The 17130-nt window shown below is 35.5% G+C and carries 22 protein-coding genes; 14 read left to right on the forward strand and 8 right to left on the reverse strand.

Annotated elements, in window-relative coordinates; genetic code table 11:
• Nucleotides 1–4: 4 nt before the first annotated feature.
• Nucleotides 5–1276 (reverse strand): NRAMP family divalent metal transporter, encoded by a 1272-nt coding sequence (locus ABEB23_RS17260; protein WP_348813932.1) that lies wholly within the window; start codon nucleotides 1274–1276, stop codon nucleotides 5–7.
• A gap of 107 nt (nucleotides 1277–1383) precedes the next feature.
• Entirely contained in the window at nucleotides 1384–1884 is a 501-nt protein-coding gene (locus ABEB23_RS17265; protein ID WP_348813934.1) for a hypothetical protein, read from the reverse strand.
• A gap of 437 nt (nucleotides 1885–2321) precedes the next feature.
• Here ABEB23_RS17265 and ABEB23_RS17270 point away from each other — a divergent pair, with 437 nt between their 5' ends.
• The 6 genes from ABEB23_RS17270 to ABEB23_RS17295 all read left to right on the forward strand — a co-directional run bounded on the left by ABEB23_RS17270 (nucleotide 2322) and on the right by ABEB23_RS17295 (nucleotide 6872).
• A complete protein-coding gene (locus ABEB23_RS17270; protein ID WP_348813936.1) occupies nucleotides 2322–3113 on the forward strand; it encodes a serine O-acetyltransferase in 792 nt (263 codons plus the stop codon).
• Between the two features lies 1 nt (nucleotide 3114).
• A complete protein-coding gene (cysM, locus tag ABEB23_RS17275) occupies nucleotides 3115–4002 on the forward strand; it encodes a cysteine synthase CysM (RefSeq protein WP_348813937.1) in 888 nt (295 codons plus the stop codon).
• A gap of 119 nt (nucleotides 4003–4121) precedes the next feature.
• Complete coding sequence (locus ABEB23_RS17280) at nucleotides 4122–4766, forward strand: SGNH/GDSL hydrolase family protein (protein ID WP_348813938.1); 645 nt, start codon at nucleotides 4122–4124, stop codon at nucleotides 4764–4766.
• A 24-nt stretch (nucleotides 4767–4790) separates the two neighbouring features.
• A complete protein-coding gene (locus ABEB23_RS17285) occupies nucleotides 4791–5777 on the forward strand; it encodes an aldo/keto reductase (protein ID WP_348813940.1) in 987 nt (328 codons plus the stop codon).
• A 175-nt stretch (nucleotides 5778–5952) separates the two neighbouring features.
• Nucleotides 5953–6345 (forward strand): hypothetical protein, encoded by a 393-nt coding sequence (locus ABEB23_RS17290; protein ID WP_348813942.1) that lies wholly within the window; start codon nucleotides 5953–5955, stop codon nucleotides 6343–6345.
• A gap of 80 nt (nucleotides 6346–6425) precedes the next feature.
• A complete protein-coding gene (locus ABEB23_RS17295) occupies nucleotides 6426–6872 on the forward strand; it encodes a hypothetical protein (RefSeq protein ID WP_348813943.1) in 447 nt (148 codons plus the stop codon).
• A gap of 92 nt (nucleotides 6873–6964) precedes the next feature.
• On the opposite strand, the gene ABEB23_RS17300 is transcribed toward ABEB23_RS17295, so the two are convergent.
• The 3 genes from ABEB23_RS17300 to ABEB23_RS17310 all read right to left on the reverse strand — a co-directional run bounded on the left by ABEB23_RS17300 (nucleotide 6965) and on the right by ABEB23_RS17310 (nucleotide 8746).
• Nucleotides 6965–7375: an OsmC family peroxiredoxin gene (locus ABEB23_RS17300; RefSeq protein ID WP_348813945.1), complete on the reverse strand. Its 411-nt coding sequence runs from the start codon at nucleotides 7373–7375 to the stop codon at nucleotides 6965–6967.
• A 335-nt stretch (nucleotides 7376–7710) separates the two neighbouring features.
• A complete protein-coding gene (locus ABEB23_RS17305) occupies nucleotides 7711–8295 on the reverse strand; it encodes a DedA family protein (RefSeq protein ID WP_348813946.1) in 585 nt (194 codons plus the stop codon).
• 274 nt (nucleotides 8296–8569) lie between these two features.
• Nucleotides 8570–8746 (reverse strand): hypothetical protein, encoded by a 177-nt coding sequence (locus ABEB23_RS17310; protein ID WP_348813948.1) that lies wholly within the window; start codon nucleotides 8744–8746, stop codon nucleotides 8570–8572.
• Between the two features lie 166 nt (nucleotides 8747–8912).
• On the opposite strand from ABEB23_RS17310, the gene rlmD reads away from it, so the two are divergent.
• From rlmD to ABEB23_RS17325, 3 genes are all read left to right on the forward strand, one after another.
• A complete protein-coding gene (rlmD, locus tag ABEB23_RS17315) occupies nucleotides 8913–10325 on the forward strand; it encodes a 23S rRNA (uracil(1939)-C(5))-methyltransferase RlmD (protein WP_348813949.1) in 1413 nt (470 codons plus the stop codon).
• Between the two features lie 125 nt (nucleotides 10326–10450).
• On the forward strand, nucleotides 10451–10990 hold the full coding sequence (locus ABEB23_RS17320; RefSeq protein WP_348813951.1) for a DUF6452 family protein: 540 nt from the start codon (nucleotides 10451–10453) through the stop codon (nucleotides 10988–10990).
• On the forward strand, nucleotides 10962–11780 hold the full coding sequence (locus ABEB23_RS17325) for a DUF6048 family protein (RefSeq protein WP_348813952.1): 819 nt from the start codon (nucleotides 10962–10964) through the stop codon (nucleotides 11778–11780). Before ABEB23_RS17320 ends, ABEB23_RS17325 begins: the two co-directional genes overlap by 29 nt.
• A 42-nt stretch (nucleotides 11781–11822) precedes the next feature.
• Here ABEB23_RS17325 and ABEB23_RS17330 read toward each other — a convergent pair whose 3' ends face one another.
• The 3 genes from ABEB23_RS17330 to ABEB23_RS17340 form a co-directional block, all read right to left on the reverse strand.
• Complete coding sequence (locus ABEB23_RS17330; RefSeq protein ID WP_348813953.1) at nucleotides 11823–12179, reverse strand: four helix bundle protein; 357 nt, start codon at nucleotides 12177–12179, stop codon at nucleotides 11823–11825.
• An 87-nt stretch (nucleotides 12180–12266) separates the two neighbouring features.
• Nucleotides 12267–12503 (reverse strand): hypothetical protein, encoded by a 237-nt coding sequence (locus ABEB23_RS17335; protein ID WP_348813955.1) that lies wholly within the window; start codon nucleotides 12501–12503, stop codon nucleotides 12267–12269.
• A 51-nt stretch (nucleotides 12504–12554) separates the two neighbouring features.
• Nucleotides 12555–13733 carry a THUMP domain-containing class I SAM-dependent RNA methyltransferase gene (locus ABEB23_RS17340; RefSeq protein ID WP_348813957.1) on the reverse strand — a complete coding sequence of 393 codons (1179 nt, stop codon included), beginning with the start codon at nucleotides 13731–13733 and terminating at the stop codon, nucleotides 12555–12557.
• 69 nt (nucleotides 13734–13802) lie between these two features.
• Between ABEB23_RS17340 and ABEB23_RS17345 the strand changes: the two genes are divergently transcribed.
• The 5 genes from ABEB23_RS17345 (at nucleotide 13803) to ABEB23_RS17365 (ending at nucleotide 17112) form a co-directional block, all read left to right on the forward strand.
• Entirely contained in the window at nucleotides 13803–14567 is a 765-nt protein-coding gene (locus ABEB23_RS17345) for a class I SAM-dependent methyltransferase (protein WP_348813958.1), read from the forward strand.
• A 91-nt stretch (nucleotides 14568–14658) separates the two neighbouring features.
• Nucleotides 14659–15327 (forward strand): ZIP family metal transporter, encoded by a 669-nt coding sequence (locus tag ABEB23_RS17350; protein WP_348813959.1) that lies wholly within the window; start codon nucleotides 14659–14661, stop codon nucleotides 15325–15327.
• A 98-nt stretch (nucleotides 15328–15425) separates the two neighbouring features.
• On the forward strand, nucleotides 15426–16241 hold the full coding sequence (gene murQ / locus ABEB23_RS17355) for an N-acetylmuramic acid 6-phosphate etherase (protein WP_348813961.1): 816 nt from the start codon (nucleotides 15426–15428) through the stop codon (nucleotides 16239–16241).
• A gap of 77 nt (nucleotides 16242–16318) precedes the next feature.
• On the forward strand, nucleotides 16319–16540 hold the full coding sequence (locus ABEB23_RS17360; RefSeq protein WP_348813962.1) for a DUF6095 family protein: 222 nt from the start codon (nucleotides 16319–16321) through the stop codon (nucleotides 16538–16540).
• Nucleotides 16540–17112, forward strand: a complete 573-nt coding sequence (locus ABEB23_RS17365) for a pentapeptide repeat-containing protein (RefSeq protein ID WP_348813963.1) — start codon at nucleotides 16540–16542, stop codon at nucleotides 17110–17112. The genes ABEB23_RS17360 and ABEB23_RS17365 overlap by 1 nt, the downstream gene beginning before the upstream one ends.
• Nucleotides 17113–17130 lie beyond the last annotated feature (18 nt).

A 17130-nucleotide genomic window follows, 5' to 3' on the forward strand; every position in this document is an offset into this window, starting at 1 on the left:
AAATTTAATCTCCCGTAAATTGCAGAAAAATCAAAATTATTGCTGCTGCTGACATGATGATTAATGCCAAAAAACCCATAAGATTCGATTTCCAACTATTGGTAAAACTTCCCATCACTTTTTTATTATTGCAAATATGAAGAATGATACCAATCAACACAGGGGCGGTCAAACCATAAAGAATTGCCGTATATATCAAAGCTTTGATAGGAGAAATACCAATATAATTTAAAGACAGACCGAGAATTAATGAAACCGCAATGACGGAATAAAATGCTTTTGCTTCATGGAATTTTTTATCAAGACCCTGCTCCCATCCAAAAGTCTCTGTAATAATGTAAGAAAGAGCGCCACTAAGAACAGGAATCGCTAATAGTCCTGTACCAATAACTCCAATTGCAAAAAGCAAATACGCTAAATTCCCTGCTAAAGGTTTTAATGCCATAGCCGCTTGCTCGACAGTATCGATCTGATGGATTCCTCCACTAAATAAAACAGTACCTGTGGTAAGAATAATAAAATACATCACAAGTCCCGAAAAGGACATACCAAAATCGACATCTTGCTTCATTTCGTTAATTATTTTTCCGTTGACCAACAAATGTGTTTTCTTGTGTTTCATTTCTTCCACCTCCATTGTTGCCTGCCAAAAGAAAAGATAGGGCGAAATGGTGGTTCCGAGAATCCCGACAATTATGCTTATGAATTCCTTATTCAACTCAATAGTCGGAATAACAGTAGCTTTCAATACAGCTAGCCAATCCTGATTGTATAAAAAAGGCACCACCAAATAAACCAAAAGTACAACACAGAGGTATTTTAAAGAAGCTGCAATTTTTTGATAAGGCAAATAAATGATCAACCCTAAAAGCACTATTGTAAAAACTACGCTAAAATAAGTAGCATCAATAGACGGAAACAATAAATTTCCCACTGCACCCATACCGGCAATATCTGCCCCGATATTCATAATTATAGCGGGGAAACTAAATAACAACATGACATATAAAACAGGTCTGGGATAATTTTTTTTCAGTGTTCCTGTCAAACCCATTGAGGTAACCAAACCAATCTTAGCACACATTTGCTGAATAGAAGCCATCAGAGGAAATGCAATAAGAGCAGTCCATAAAGTGGAAAGACCAAAAGAAGCTCCGGCCTGAGAGTAGGTGGCAATTCCTGATGGATCATCATCACTTGCGCCAGTTATGAGTCCTGGACCAAGAAGTTTCCAAAATCGGTTAAACTTATTTTTAATTTTTACATTAGTGCTCATCCCAATTTTTTTCTATTAATAAATCAAAAAAGACTGTTATTTTTCTTTTATTATCCAACCTGCTGTAACTACTAATTTAGGTATTTAAAATAGTAACTCGTAAAAATTTAGTCTTTTACATTATCCTTAAAAAAATTGCTTATGGAATTTGAAAGTTCTTCTGTATCGTGTTTAAATTCACGTTTAAATTCTTCATTTTTAGCGGCAATAGTGTCATTCATTTTTGAAATTTCTGATTCAAATTTTATACTTTCTTGAGCCAGTTTTTCTTTTTGCTCAATAATTTCCTCGTTTAGGTCTTTATATTCTTCATTTAATTTTGTTTTCTCTTTACCACTTTGTTTTTCAATTTTAAGCTTTAATTCTTTCGCTTGCTGTTCTAATTTGGCAATCTCTTTTTCGGATTCTTCTTTGAATTTTTTCCAGTCTGCTGTTGCTTTTGTTTTTACTTCTTCTGAAGCCTCTTTTGCTGCCTCTTTAATTTCTGTACCGGCTTCTTTTATTTTTTCTGCAGCCTCATCAGCGTGTTCTTTTGATGCTTTTCCACAACTGAAAAACAACACAACCATTCCTAATCCTACTACTGTAAATAATTTCAATTTTTTCATAACATTCTGATTTTAAGTTAATTTACCAATGTTTAAATATATTATAAAGCTTTAACAGCGTTTTTAAGATGTTCGGGAAATCTTCAACTTGTCACAAATGCACGATCTGCAATGACAGTCCTAAAAGTCGCATAAGTTTTCACATAAAACCAATTTACAAGGCTAATTTACGCATTTTAAAAATGAGAATAACCAATTAACGGCATGTAAAAAATTTCAACCATATTTTTGTTAAATTACCTATAAATGAGTAAATTAGACTCATAAATAAAATTGAAAAATTAATCCATACGCATTTTTTTAAAAGATTAAATAGAATTTGTTTAATTCATCCAATACTGGGCAAAAAGCAACTATTTTTCATTCCTGCGTTTGTCCTTTGTTTAAAAACACCTTACTTTTACTGCTTGCATTTAGTATTAATTCAATCCATAATCATGATGAAAGATCAGATTATCAAGAATATTGATTCTTTAAAGAAACATTTCTCTATCAATTACAGTATTAAAACCAAAACGGAGGATTTTACTGAAAAATTATTCTACATGCTCTTCGATGCTAACGCTCCTTTGAACGAAAATATCGATGAACTTGAAATACTTTTTAAAGAGATTATTTCAATAACCTGTGAAAAAACGTATGCCTCCTGTGATTCTGTTTGGCATCAATTCCTTGAAAAACTGCCATCCGTTCTCGAAAACCTTAATGATGATGCGGACTATTTTTTAGCAAATGACCCTGCTTCAAATAGTCTCGAAGAAGTATATCTTGCTTATCCTGGTTTTTACGCCATTGCCATTTACCGATTGAGTCATGAATTATATTTACTGGATCAATTACTTTTTTCCCGATTAATGAGCGAATACGCACATCGCATTACAGGTACAGATATTCATGCGGGTGCCTCTATTGCTTCACCTTTCTTTATTGACCATGCCACCGGAATTGTAATTGGAGAAACTACTGTAATCAAAAAATACGTAAAAATTTACCAAGGAGTTACTTTGGGTGCGTTGAGTATTACCAAGGATATGAAAAATTCTAAAAGGCATCCTACAGTTGAAGAAAATGTGTGCCTTTATGCCAATGCCACTATTTTGGGTGGAACAACCACCATTGGAAGAAACAGTATTGTTGGTGGGAATTCATGGGTTACCAAATCCATTCCTGAAAATTCAATTGTAACCAACACGACCACTACAGAAGTAAAAGTAAAAGAGTTAAGATAGCATGAAACCCAAAAAATTACTAGAATTAATCGGGAATACTCCATTAGTTGAAACCACCAATTTAATTAAAAATCCAAACGTAAAACTTTTATTAAAACTGGAAGGGAATAATCCCGGAGGTAGTGTAAAAGACCGTGCTGCTTACAATATGATTGCATCAGCATTAGAAAGAGGAGATATCAAAAAAGGAGATAAATTGATTGAAGCCACCAGTGGTAACACCGGAATCGCTTTGGCTATGATTGCCCAATTATTCAATATTGAAATTGAGCTGATACTCCCCGAAGATTCGACTGCTGAACGTACCCAAACTATGCGTGCTTATGGCGCAACGGTAATTCTGACACCTGCCAGTACCGGAATTATTGGTTCCAGAGATTATGCCGATAAAAAAGTGGCTGAAGGTGGTTACATCATGCTCAATCAATTTGCGAATGACGACAACTGGAAAGCCCATTACAAAACCACAGGTCCTGAAATATGGAATGATACCGAAGGAACCGTAACACACTTTGTGTCTGCCATGGGAACTACCGGAACAATCATTGGGACTTCTTCCTATTTGAAAGAACAAAATCCAAACATACAAATTGTAGGTGCACAACCAAGTGACGGTTCTCAAATTCCGGGAATCAGAAAATGGCCTCAAGAGTATTTGCCTAAAATTTTTGATGCCTCAAAAGTAGATACCGTTATCGAAGTAAGCGAAGAAGAAGCCCGTATCATGACCAAAAGACTGGCTCTGGAAGAAGGTGTTTTTGCCGGAATGAGCAGCGGAGGTTCTGTTGCTGCAGCTTTAAAAATTGCCGATCAACTGGAATCCGGTGTAATTGTGGCGATTATCTGTGACCGAGGCGATCGTTATTTATCTTCGGATTTGTTTGATTAAAAAAGAAGCCTATTTAAGCTGCTGTCTTTTAAAAGACTTTCAGTAAATAAAATTGGTACAAAGATGAGTCCGCTGAAACGGATTTACACCAATTGTAACTAAATCTGTGACGCAAAAATATGGCAGAAAAATTAAAAGCTCAGGATTGGCCCTATTTAAATAAGTACAAAAACGAAAACGCAAAATTGGATGCTCCGGAACTTGGCCAAAAGAGAATTGTGTTCATGGGAGATTCCATAACCGAATTCTGGTCAACCAATGATCCTGATTTTTTTTCGGGGAAACCTTATATTAATAGAGGAATCAGCGGACAAACGACACCGCAAATGTTGGTTCGTTTCAGAGCTGACGTTATTGCTTTACAACCGGCTGTGGTAGTCATTTTAGCCGGCGGGAATGATATTGCCGGTAATACCGGACAGGCAACATTGGAAATGATTATCAATAATATTATTTCGATGGCGGAACTGGCCAAAGCAAATCAGATGGAAGTGATTCTTTGTTCGGTTTTACCAGCTGCTGATTTCCCATGGAATCCCAACCAAAATCCGGCTGAGAAAATGGCAGCCTTAAACAAAATAATAAAAGCCTATGCTAATGCTAATAACATTGCATATGTAGATTATTATTCGGCCATGGTAAATGAACAAAAAGGATTACAGTCGGCCTATTCCGATGACGGAGTACATCCAAATCAATTGGGATACCAAGTCATGGGACCTCTGGTTGAAAAGGCAATCAATCAAGTTTTGTCAAAAAAATAAATCATCTTTCTAAAAACATATAAAATGAACTATCGTAAACTAGGAAAAACAGGATTTAATATCTCCGAAATATCACTTGGCACTTGGCAAGTAGGCGGAAAATGGGGCTCTCCTTTTAATAATAAAACTGCTGATGAATTAATCAATACTGCTATTGATAAGGGTGTTAATTTTATTGATACTGCCGATGTTTACGAAAACGGTCTGAGTGAAACTGCCGTAGGTCGTGTGGTTCGTTCCCGTTCTGAACGCATTTATGTGGCAACCAAATGTGGACGACAAATTAATCCGCATGTGAATGAAGGTTACCAGCCTAAAGTATTACAAAAATTTGTTGAAGACAGTCTTCGAAGAACCGGTTTGGAAGCATTGGATTTAATACAATTGCATTGCCCGCCGACCGAAGTCTACTACCGTCCGGAAATCTTTGAATTGTTTGACCGTTTAAAAGAACAGGGAAAAATTCTTAATCTCGGCGTTAGCGTAGAAAAAGTGGAAGAAGGTTTAAAAGCGATTGAATATTCAAATGTAACTACTGTTCAGATTATTTTCAACCTTTTCCGTCAACGACCATCTGAATTGTTTTTCAAAGAAGCTAAGAAAAAAGATATCGGAATCATCGCGAGAGTTCCTTTGGCCAGTGGATTGCTAACGGGTTTATTCAATGCCGAAACAACTTTTGGAAAAGAAGATCATAGAAACTTTAACCGTGACGGAGCTGCTTTTGATAAAGGCGAAACCTTCTCCGGAATCAATTATGAATTGGGATTAAAAGCAGTAGCCGAATTGAAAGCTTTGTTCCCAGAAGCCACAAACCTGGCACCTCTTGCCCTGCAATGGATTTTGAGCTTCAACGAAATCAGTTGTATTATTCCAGGAGCTTCAAAAGAAAGTCATGTATTGTCTAATTTATCGGTTTATGATTTACCCCAATTGACACCTGAAAAAATTGCCGCCATGAATGCTATTTATGAGCGATACATCAAACCGGAAGTACATCAATTATGGTAGTCTCTACTCGTAGACACAGTATTTTCAACGCAACCCTTTTGCAATAGTCTCATCTGATAAATAAACCATTTATTAAGAAATCACCTTTTAACAACAAGTTTGCTAGTAAATAAAAAGGCGACCGGAACTGGCGGCGCATACGCTGTATGACTGCTGACAAATAAATTTTAGATATATGAAAAGAATATCCGTACTATTTATGGTAATTGTCTTTACGGTTATGGGTTGCAGTAAAGACAATGACGAAACAAAGGAACAGGAATCCCAGAACCTTGATCAAATGTATCAGGAGATTATCGCTCTTTCATTAGTCACAACTGAAAGCTGTACCAATTCAGATGACTGGGCTTTTACAGCTATTGGTCACAAATCCTGTGGCGGGCCAACCGGTTATATTGCTTATTCTTTGAAAATAGACACTGCTGCATTTCTTAAAAAAGTAGAAAATTACACCAAAGCCCAAAAAGAATTTAACATCAAATGGGGAATCCCTTCGACCTGTGAAATGGCAATTCCTCCGACAGGTGTAAGTTGCGTTGAAGGGAAGGCCACTTTGGTATTCGATTGAGTAACGGTATTTTATATTTTTGATTAATTTTTTAAATCGTATTTAAAAGAATACTTTTGCAAAAAAATTAAAAACTGTACATGTTTAATAAAGCTAATTTTAAAGAATGGTTTGATCGGTATAAATATGCCGAATTATCTGCAACCTGTGCTGCCTTGTCCGGTTCGCAATTCAGCAGAATCTTTGATGGAGTTACGACTGCCTATTTAATCACTTTCACTGAATATATCGCCTTTTACGGCGTCATTTTATTTATTGCGTATAAAAAGATTGTTGAAAAAAATCAGCAGTTAAACAGAAAAACGCCTCTAAATGAAATCGGACTTTTGGTTAGAAATTTAATATTGGAATTTGGTTATCCTGCTATTTTAGATTTCGTTGTCATTCGTCCGTTTTGTATGTATTGGATGCCGATACTAACCGGAAATTATTTTGCCGGAATCATATTAGGAAAAATCACAGCCGATTCTTTTTTCTATTTTCTGGCCATCGTCAACTACGAGTTGATTAAGAAAAGACAATCGTAGTCTATAAAGAGAAACCTTTTTAATGAAAATAAAAAATGCAACTGCCTTATAAAACAGTTGCATTTTTTTATGTTGACTACCCGCTTATATATTTACACTAAGCTGGCTACTGCGGTAATTTCTGCGTTTAGCAATTTAGAAATCGGGCAATTGTTCTTTGCTTTGGTTACTAATTCCTGAAAGGTTTCATTAGGAATTCCTTTTATTTTGGCACTCACGGTCAATTGGGAACTAAGGATTGTTCCTTCGACTAAATCAATAACGCCTTTAGTTTCGATACTTTCTATTTCAAAACCCGCTTCAGTAACATAGGCGGACAGCTGCATGGTAAAACAGCCGGAATGTGCCGCAGCAACGAGTTCCTCAGGATTGGTTCCTATTCCTTCATCAAAACGGGATTTGAAAGAATATTGAACATTATCTAATGTTTTACTTTGGGTTGTTAATACCCCGGCTCCTTCTTTAAGTGAACCAGTCCAGACTGCAGTAGCATTTCTTTTCATAATTGTGTTTTTTAGTTTACTCAAATTTAGGTCTTTTTTATAAAAATACGCTTTCAAATATTTTAATAAAACTGTATTTTAAAAAAATATCTTGAAAAACTCTGCATTACTTTTCGAATCTGTTAACGCATATTGTTAAATAAATTACTTTGATTCTATCAAACATATTTTACTTGTGATTTACTTTTGAAAAAAATCTCCAGGAATCTGGGAAATTTGAAAATTAGAAAATAATGATTTTACGAATCGCAAAGAGAAAAAAATCAGACAATAGTTCAGGAATTAGAAGATACCCTATCTATACTTAATACTCAAATTAGCTTAAAAGCTGTATTTTATTCTTTTGCTTTTCTTTTAAATTTAAAAAACATCCAAACCGTTGTCACTATCATAAATCCAATAAAAACGGAGTGTCTAACTGTTTCAATTTCCTTTAACAAGTATTCGAGACTATTGTGAAATAACATTCCCATCCCTATATAAATTATGATAAAAATAATGGTTCCTATTCCGTTTACTAAAAAAAAAGAACGCCATTTGACCCGAAAAACTCCTGCAAAAACAGGACTAAAAAACCGAATCTTAGGTATAAAACTCAACAGTAATAATGTCCTGATTCTATGCTCTTTGAGACCTTTCAGGTATTTTTCCATCAACTTTTCGCTAATATTATTTTTTAAATGATTGACTAATTTATTCCCCGAAAATGCCAACCAATAATAAACAGAATCAATAATGGTGAGTCCAAAAAATGCAGCCAAACCAGCAAAATAGGGATTAATCAAATGATGCCCTGAAATATATCCGATAGATAACAAAGTTACTTCTTCAGGAATAGGGGTTAGTTGGTCCAGAATGAGAAACCAAATAAAAATACTTAGATAACTCATGTGGATCGATAAAGAAATATCGCTAAACATATCTTGCCAATTTACATTAATTCAAAATTACTAAACAAAAAACAGAATACTTTATTAATTATCAATTAGTTACAAAAAACATGAATTAACAAGCTGTTCGGCAATGTTTCGCAAAATTTATCAAAGCATGCAACAATCTACTCTTAATCGAATATTAAAAAGAAAGGCAATTGACCGTATTGAAATTTGTTATTCGTATACAATTAGATCTTGGTTTTAAGGTTTTATTGAGGCACAATCACAAAGTATGTCTGCGATTAAAAATCTTAATCATTTAACCGGCTACCAATTTGAATGAATCCCACGTCCTACCTGATTGGTTGCCATATAAAACATAAAACAACGTCCCTATTAATGGGATATGGATTCCGACAAAGGCAACAAAAAGGAATTTGAATGCATAACTGCTTTTAAGAAAACGTATTTGGGATAATTGTCTATATAACTTCATAAATACGTATTGTTGGTGGCCAATTCTAATAAATACAGCGTAATACAGATGCAGGAGTAATGAAATTAGTTTTTTTAGTTTATATTAAATTTATAAATTCAACATATTTCATAAAATATTTCCCAAATTGAATTTATAAAACCATTCAAACACTTATTTTTGCGCTATGGCAAAGAAAAATACAGACAAAGTTGTCTTTCATCAAATAAAAGTCCTTGATGCAGGTGCAAAAGGCGTATCGGTAGCAAAAGCTCCGGATGGTAAAGTAGTGTTTATACCGAATGTGGTTCCGGGTGATGTGGTTGATGTACAAACCTTCAAAAAGCGTAAAGCATATTATGAAGGAAAAGCAGTGAAATTCCATGAATTCTCAGAACACCGAGTAGAACCTATTTGCGAACATTTTGGTGTTTGTGGCGGTTGTAAATGGCAGAATATGAAATACAGCCAACAATTGTACTACAAACAAAATGAGGTTAAAAATCATTTGCAACGCATAGGAAAAATAGAACTTCCCGAGTTTGAACCAATTCTAGGTTCCGAAAAACAGTTTTTTTACAGAAACAAAATGGAATTTTCGTTTTCGAACAGCCGTTGGTTAACCGATGACGAAATTAGCAGTACCGAAGATTTGGGCAATAGAAATGCGCTTGGTTTTCATATCCCTAAAATGTGGGACAAAATCCTGGACATCAACAAATGTCACTTACAGGAAGACCCATCAAATGCGATCCGAAATGAAATTCGTGCTTTTGCCAACGCAAATAATCTGTCTTTCTTTAATCCGAGGGCTCATGAAGGATTGCTTAGAACCCTGATGATTCGTACCGCTTCAACCGGAGAAATTATGGTTTTGGTTCAGTTTTTCGAAAATGACAAAACCAGCAGAGAATTGCTTTTGGATCATGTGTATGCTACTTTCCCTCAAATTACATCTTTGCAATATGTGGTAAACAATAAAGCCAACGATACTTTATACGATACTGATATTAAATTATACAAAGGCCGCGATTACATTTTGGAAGAAATGGAAGGTTTGAAATTTAGCATTAATGCCAAATCGTTTTATCAGACGAATTCGGATCAAGCTTATGAATTATACAAAATCACACGCGATTTCGCCGGATTGACCGGAAATGAAACCGTATACGATTTATACACCGGAACAGGTACAATTGCGCAGTTTGTTTCGAAAAATGCCAAAAAAGTGATTGGTGTAGAAAGTGTTCCTGAAGCGATTAAAGATGCTAAACTGAATGCTGAACGCAATGAAATCACAAACTGTGAGTTCTTTGTAGGTGACATGAAAGTCGTTTTTAACGATAGTTTCATTGCACAACACGGTCATCCTGATGTCATCATCACCGATCCGCCAAGAGACGGAATGCACAAAGACGTGATTGAACAAATCATGAAAATTGCTCCTGAAAAAGTGGTTTATGTAAGTTGTAATTCGGCTACACAAGCACGTGATTTGGCTTTAATGGACGAAAAATACAAAGTAACCCGTGTACGTCCGGTGGATATGTTTCCGCAAACGCATCATGTGGAAAATGTAGTACTTTTGGAGAGAAGATAGGGTTCAGTGATTAGTCGCAGATTTCAGTGTTCAGTGACAGTAATCAGATTAAAAAATTGAAATTGTCATTGATATTGAAAGACATTAATCCCAAAAGTTGCCCGGAATTACAAAATAAATAATACATGAAAAAAATAGTCTTATTATTATTGGCGGTTGCCTTTTCTTTCTCGAGTTGTGAGAAGGATGATATTTGTGATGCCAATACACCTACTACCCCTCGATTGGTCTTAAGTTTTTATGACATCAACAATCCGAGTGTTTTACAAAACGTAAACAAATTAAAAGTCGTAGGTGAAGGAATGGAAGAAGGTATTGTTTTTAATCCGGATGCAACCGGCGAGGCACAATATCTGACAAGCGGAAATACGGTTTCTATTCCGTTAAAAACAGACGCCAATACAACCACCTATAGTTTCATATACAATTCAGGAAATGCAAATCCGGCATTGATCTTTGTGGACAAGGTCACCATTAATTATTCCCATAATGAAGTTTATGTATCCAGAGCCTGTGGCTACAAGACCCTTTTTACTTTAAGCCCGACGGATGCAATAGTACATACTGCTGAGCCAAGCACTGCTGAAACATGGATGCAATATATATCGGTTGAAAAAACTAACATAGAAAACGAAAATGAAACACACCTTAAAATATTCTTTTAGTTTTTGCCTTCTATTGTCGTTGTTTTTAGGACAAGCGCAAGAAACAACTGCAACAAAGCCTCAAGTTAATAAAACCGCTCCCGTAGAGGAAACTATTCCTAAAGCTCCAAAACCAGCCACTAAAAAAACTCTTGAAGCAAAAAAAACCGATACTACCGCAGTAAAAAAAGACCGATATGGGTTGCGTGTGGGTGTTGATCTATATAAATTGACACGAGGTTTATATGACGACGATTACAAAGGAATCGAAGTGACGGGGGATTTCCGCTTGAGTAAAAAATATTATCTGGCTGCCGAAATAGGAAGCGAAGATAAAACCACCGATGACGACCGTTTAAATTCAACAGCCAAAGGTTCTTATATAAAAGCCGGTTTCGATTATAACATCTATGAAAACTGGTTGGACATGGAAAATTTAATTACCATAGGAATGCGTTATGGGGCAAGTACCTTTAGCCAGGAATTAAACAGTTATAAAATTTACAATCCAAATCCGTATTGGGGAGAAGTTCCGGAAATTACTGCCAATGAAAAATTCAGCGGATTAACAGCCAGTTGGGCAGAAGTAATTGCAGGAGTAAAAGCGCAAGTCCTTCCAAATGTATTTATGGGATTCAGCCTACAATTAAAGATGTTGGTCACCAATAAAAAACCGGAAACGTTCGATAATCTTTACATCCCGGGATTCAACAGAACCTACGATGGAGATTTTGGAGCAGGTTTTAATTACACGGTCTCCTATTTCATTCCTCTTTACAAGAAAAAAGTTGTTGCTGCTGAGGAAAAATAATTAGAAATTACGAATTGAGAATTACGAATTTGTAATTATGTGTTATTGATTTTTGGAACGTAACGTTTTCTGAATGGAACCAATAATTCTCAGCAACTCGTTTATATCATAAAGTAAACTTTCATTTTCTTTTTTGGAGATGTAATTGGTATCTGTCAATAATCGAATCCAATAATGAGTTTCTCTGGCTTCTTTGTAGGCTATGGTCAGTTTAGCGAAAAAATCTTTATCACTTTGTCCACCAATAGCTTCTTCAATGTTGGCACCTATCGAAGTTCCTGAGCGTAATAATTGTTTACTCAAAACATACTCCTTTTTTTCCTCGCACAAATATTGATATACTTTTACAATTCGAACTGCAAAAGCATAGCTTTTAATTTGGATAACATTCTCTTTCATAAAAGCCGGGTTTTATTACTCATCACTTGTCGTAATTACAAATTCGTAATTCTCAATTCGTAATTCGTAATTTCTAATTCGATAAATCTACCCTATCTCCTTGATTCCCTTAACGAAAATCCATTTCATAAATAGTTTTTCACCGTCTTTGGTTTTTACGGCCTGAAATTTTGGTGACAAAAGAGTTCCTACCACAAAAGCAGTTAAAGGAATATAAAATCCAGTCAAATTAGTGTAACTGGCTACCAAATAACGAAAAGAAAGAAATAAAATCGAAAAGCATCCCAATTGATATAAAAATGCGCGTACTTGTAATTTAGTCATAATAAATTATGAGTTTTGTGTTATGAATAATGTTTTTTTTATTTAATATCCCTACTGATCCTGATCTCCGCTCACAGCCTGAAATTTAGTTCTCTTACTGCCTTCGTACATTTCGTATTTCACTAATCTCGCTTCAAGACCGGCATTGAAAAGTTTTATTTTTCGGGAAGGTTTTAGTCCCACAAACTTCAAAGCATCTAAGTTAGCCGTGATAAACCAGGCATTAGTTCCTGGATAGTTTTTCTTTAGGGTATCACCGATATTTTTGTAGAATTCTTCCATGTGAATATCCAATCGCTCATCATACGGCGGATTGAAAACCATGTGTAATTTTCCTTGAGAAGTTTTTTCGGTATCAAAAAAGTTCTTTTCCTCGATTGTAACATAATCATCAAGGTTAGCATTTCTGATATTGTCTTTGGCTTTTTGAACCGCACTCGGTGCTTTGTCATAGCCTTTTATAGTGTAATGAAACTCTTTTACTTTTTTCATCAAACTGTTTACAATCTGGTCAAATAAATCATTATCCCAATCATTCCATTTTTCGAAAGCAAATTCTTTTCTGTTGATGTTTGCCGGAATGTTGCAGGCAATCATCGCTGCTTCGGCTAGAAATGTTCCGGAACCGCACATAGGATCCAAGAAATCACCTTGTCCTTCCCAACCGGAAAGCAATAAAATTCCTGCTGCAAGCACCTCGTTTATCGGAGCTATATTGGTCGCTGTTCTGTACCCTCTTTGGTTCAGTGAATTACCGGAAGTGTCTAGGGCAATCGAAACCTGGTCTTTGTCTATATGCACATTGATTCTCAAATCAGGATGAACCTTATCAATACTTGGACGTTGGCCCGTTCTTTCCCTGAATTGGTCAACAATGGCATCTTTACATTTTTGGGAAACAAATTCCGAATGATTAAAATACTCTGAATGCACGGTGGCATCTATCACAAAAGTCTGATTGGCATTAATGTATTTAGACCAGTTCACACCAGAAACTCCTTTGTACAAAGCCTTTTCATTGTTGGCTCTAAAAGCATAAATGGGTTTTAAGATTTTCAAAGCCGAACGCAAAGCCAAATTAGCTTTATACATAAATCCTTTGTCCCCTTTAAAACTCACCATTCTCACGCCTTGCTCCACCTCTTGTGCGCCCAACATCTGCAATTCTTTTGCTAGTATTTCCTCAAAACCAAAAAAGGTTTTGGCAATCATTTTATAATTATTTTCCATTGTAAAATCAAGTATTCGATGCAAAAATACACTAAATTTGCGGTACTTGAATTAATTGAAAACGAATAAATGCCGAATTCCGAAAAACACGAAATCGAAAACCCCAAAGCAGATACTAATACTTGGTTCTCTTCTTGGTTTGACACCCCCTATTATCACATCCTTTATAAAGAACGAAATTACAGGGAAGCCCAGATTTTCATGGACAATTTGACTCATTATCTGAATCTTCCTGAAAAAGCAAAGGTGTTGGATTTAGCTTGTGGAAAAGGGCGTCATTCTATCTATTTGAACCAATTAGGCTTTAATGTTATTGGTGCAGATTTATCCGAAAACAGCATTGCAGAAGCCAGCAAAAACAGTAATGAAACCCTGCATTTTCAGGTTCATGACATGCGCGAAGTTTTTGAAGACAAGTTTGATGCAATTTTTAATTTGTTCACCAGTTTTGGTTATTTCGAAAATGACGAAGACAATTTAACCACCTTGAAAGCCATCAAAGCCAGTTTAACCGAATACGGGTTCGCAGTGATTGATTTCATGAATGTTACCCAAGTGATCGACACTTTGGTACCTGATGAAACAAAAACGGTGGACGGAATCGATTTTCATATTAAAAGATACGTAAAAGACGGTCATATTTTCAAAGAAATAGACTTTGAAGACAAAGGTCAAAAATTCCATTTCACCGAAAAAGTAAAAGCCCTCACGCTAAAAGATTTTGAAGCATTGATGGAAGAAGCAGGGATTTTCCTATTGGATGTTTTTGGTGATTACAAATTGAAAAAATTCCATAAAACAGAAAGTGAACGATTAATAATGATTTTTAAATAAAGTATTTTGTTAAATCGGTTAATCGAAAAAACAATTAAACAGTTAAACGATTAAACAGTTAAACTACTAAACAAACGATTCAGTAAAAAACATGAATTACCTTTTACCTTTACTTTCCGTACTCATAGGATATATTTTAGCTTTGGTCATCAAACCGAAAAAAAAGACCAACCTAAAATTACTCTTAGCCTTTAGTGGTTCTTTTTTACTTTCCTTAACGGTGATGCACTTATTGCCGGAAGTGTATGAAAGTCATGACCACAACATTGGAATCTTCATCATGATCGGAATCTTGTTTCAAATCATATTGGAGTTTTTCTCAAAAGGCGCTGAACACGGACACGTTCACGGGCACGAAATAATAAGCCATATTCCTTGGTTACTTTTCATCAGTCTTTGTATTCATGCGTTTTTAGAAGGATTTCCGGTAAGTCACCATCATGATTTAGCCATAGGAATCGCAATACATCATTTACCTATTGCAATCATATTGACTACTTTTTTCATCAATGCCAGTCTGAACAAAAAGGCCATTTTTTTCTTCATGATTACCTTTGCGGTTATGACACCGTTGGGAACTCTTTTGTCTGATTATTTGCCAATATTGAGCACGTATCATACTGAAATTACAGCTGTGGTTATTGGAATATTATTCCATATTTCATCCACAATTATTTTTGAAACCACTGAAGGACATAAATTCAATATCGCCAAAGTTTCGATGATTATTCTTGGAATAGCCTTGGCGTATTTTATATAATTTATAATTGGCAGTAGTGACAACTCACGAGTTTTCCCTACTTTTTAATAACAACGTGCAAGTTGTCCCTTTATCTAAAAATTTGAATCTAAAGAAAAATGAACTTTATCAAAACCACCGAACAATCGTCAAAATACGAGCATTTAGAAAAAATGTCAGTTCATGATTTGCTTTCCAATATCAATCAGGAAGACAAAACAGTGCCTTTTGCAGTAGAAAAAGCCTTGCCGCAAATAGAAACCCTTGTTGATGTTGTTGTTGCCAAAATGAAATTGGGCGGTCGCTTATTTTACATTGGCGCAGGAACTTCAGGGCGTCTGGGAGTGGTTGACGCCTCAGAATGTCCGCCAACTTTTGGTGTTTCTTTTGATTTAGTGAACGGAATCATTGCCGGTGGTGACACCGCCATACGACGAGCCGTAGAAAATGCAGAAGACGATGCAGCTCAAGCCTGGATCGATTTACAAGAGCAAAACATTAGCGAAAATGATGTGGTTATAGGAATTGCAGCTTCGGGAACAACGCCTTATGTCATTGGTGGATTGAAAGCTTGCAATGAAAACAATATTACTACGGGAAGTATTTCCTGTAACGCCGGAAGTCCGCTTTCGCAAACCGCAAAATTACCTGTTGATGTTGTCGTTGGTCCAGAATTCGTAACGGGAAGCTCCCGAATGAAAGCCGGAACCGCCCAAAAATTAGTGCTCAACATGATCTCTACTGCAGCCATGATTCAGTTGGGAAAAGTAAAAGGTAACAAAATGGTCGATATGCAATTGAGCAACAGCAAACTGGTGGATCGTGGTGTAAAAATGATCATGGCAGAAATTCCGGTTTCCTATGATGAAGCATCTGAGTTATTGAAAAAACACGGTAGCGTAAGAAAGGCCGTTGATAATTATAAAGCACAGTAATCAGTCGCAGTAAACAGATTGCAGATTTTTTTTTCAGAATATCGAGAAACTTTAAACCTTAAACTTTAAGCAAAATAATGGCAACCAACAAAGAACTATTGGCCAAAGGCATCAAATATTTAACGGGCGCATTGCCTTTGCTTTTTATTGGTCCGGCAGTAATTCATAATGCGTTCATGAACAAACAAAATGTATGGCATTATCTCGTTTTGGCAATAGGGATTAGCATTTGTCTCGTTGCTGTGTATCTTGCTTTTCGTGGTTTAAAAATAATGATGAAAAGCTTATTTAACGACTAATGGAAAACCTAATTCACATTCAAAAAACATTTGAAAAAGTTGTTTACGCCAACAAAAAAATCAATCATAGAGAATTTGAAGATTGCGTTTTCAAAAACTGCGATTTCTCCAACAGTGATTTCACGAACAATACGTTTATGGATTGCGAGTTCATTGATTGTAATTTATCCATGATGGATGTATCCGGAACCAGTCTAAAAACGGTTGGTTTTAAGAATTGTAAATTACTGGGAATTCCTTTCAATGCTTGCGCTGATTTTATGTTTAGTGTCCATTTTCAGGATTGCATCTTGGATTACGCTACTTTTTCTAATAAAAAAATGCCTAAAACAAAATTCAATTCCTGTTCTATGAAAGAAACCACTTTTATTGGAACTAATTTAACCGGTTCGGCTTTTGAAAATTGCAATTTGGATAATGCAATTTTTAATGACTGTCAACTTGCGGGAGTTGATTTTACAACGGCTTACAATTATAAAATTGATCCTGAATTCAATCCAATGAAAAAAGCAAAATTTTCTATACAGGGAATCGCAGGACTTTTGGATAAATATGATATAAAAATCCAGTAGTCATTGAATAATCAAAAA

Origin of the sequence: Flavobacterium maritimum, assembly GCF_040049085.1 — a bacterium.
GTDB lineage: Bacteria > Bacteroidota > Bacteroidia > Flavobacteriales > Flavobacteriaceae > Flavobacterium > Flavobacterium maritimum.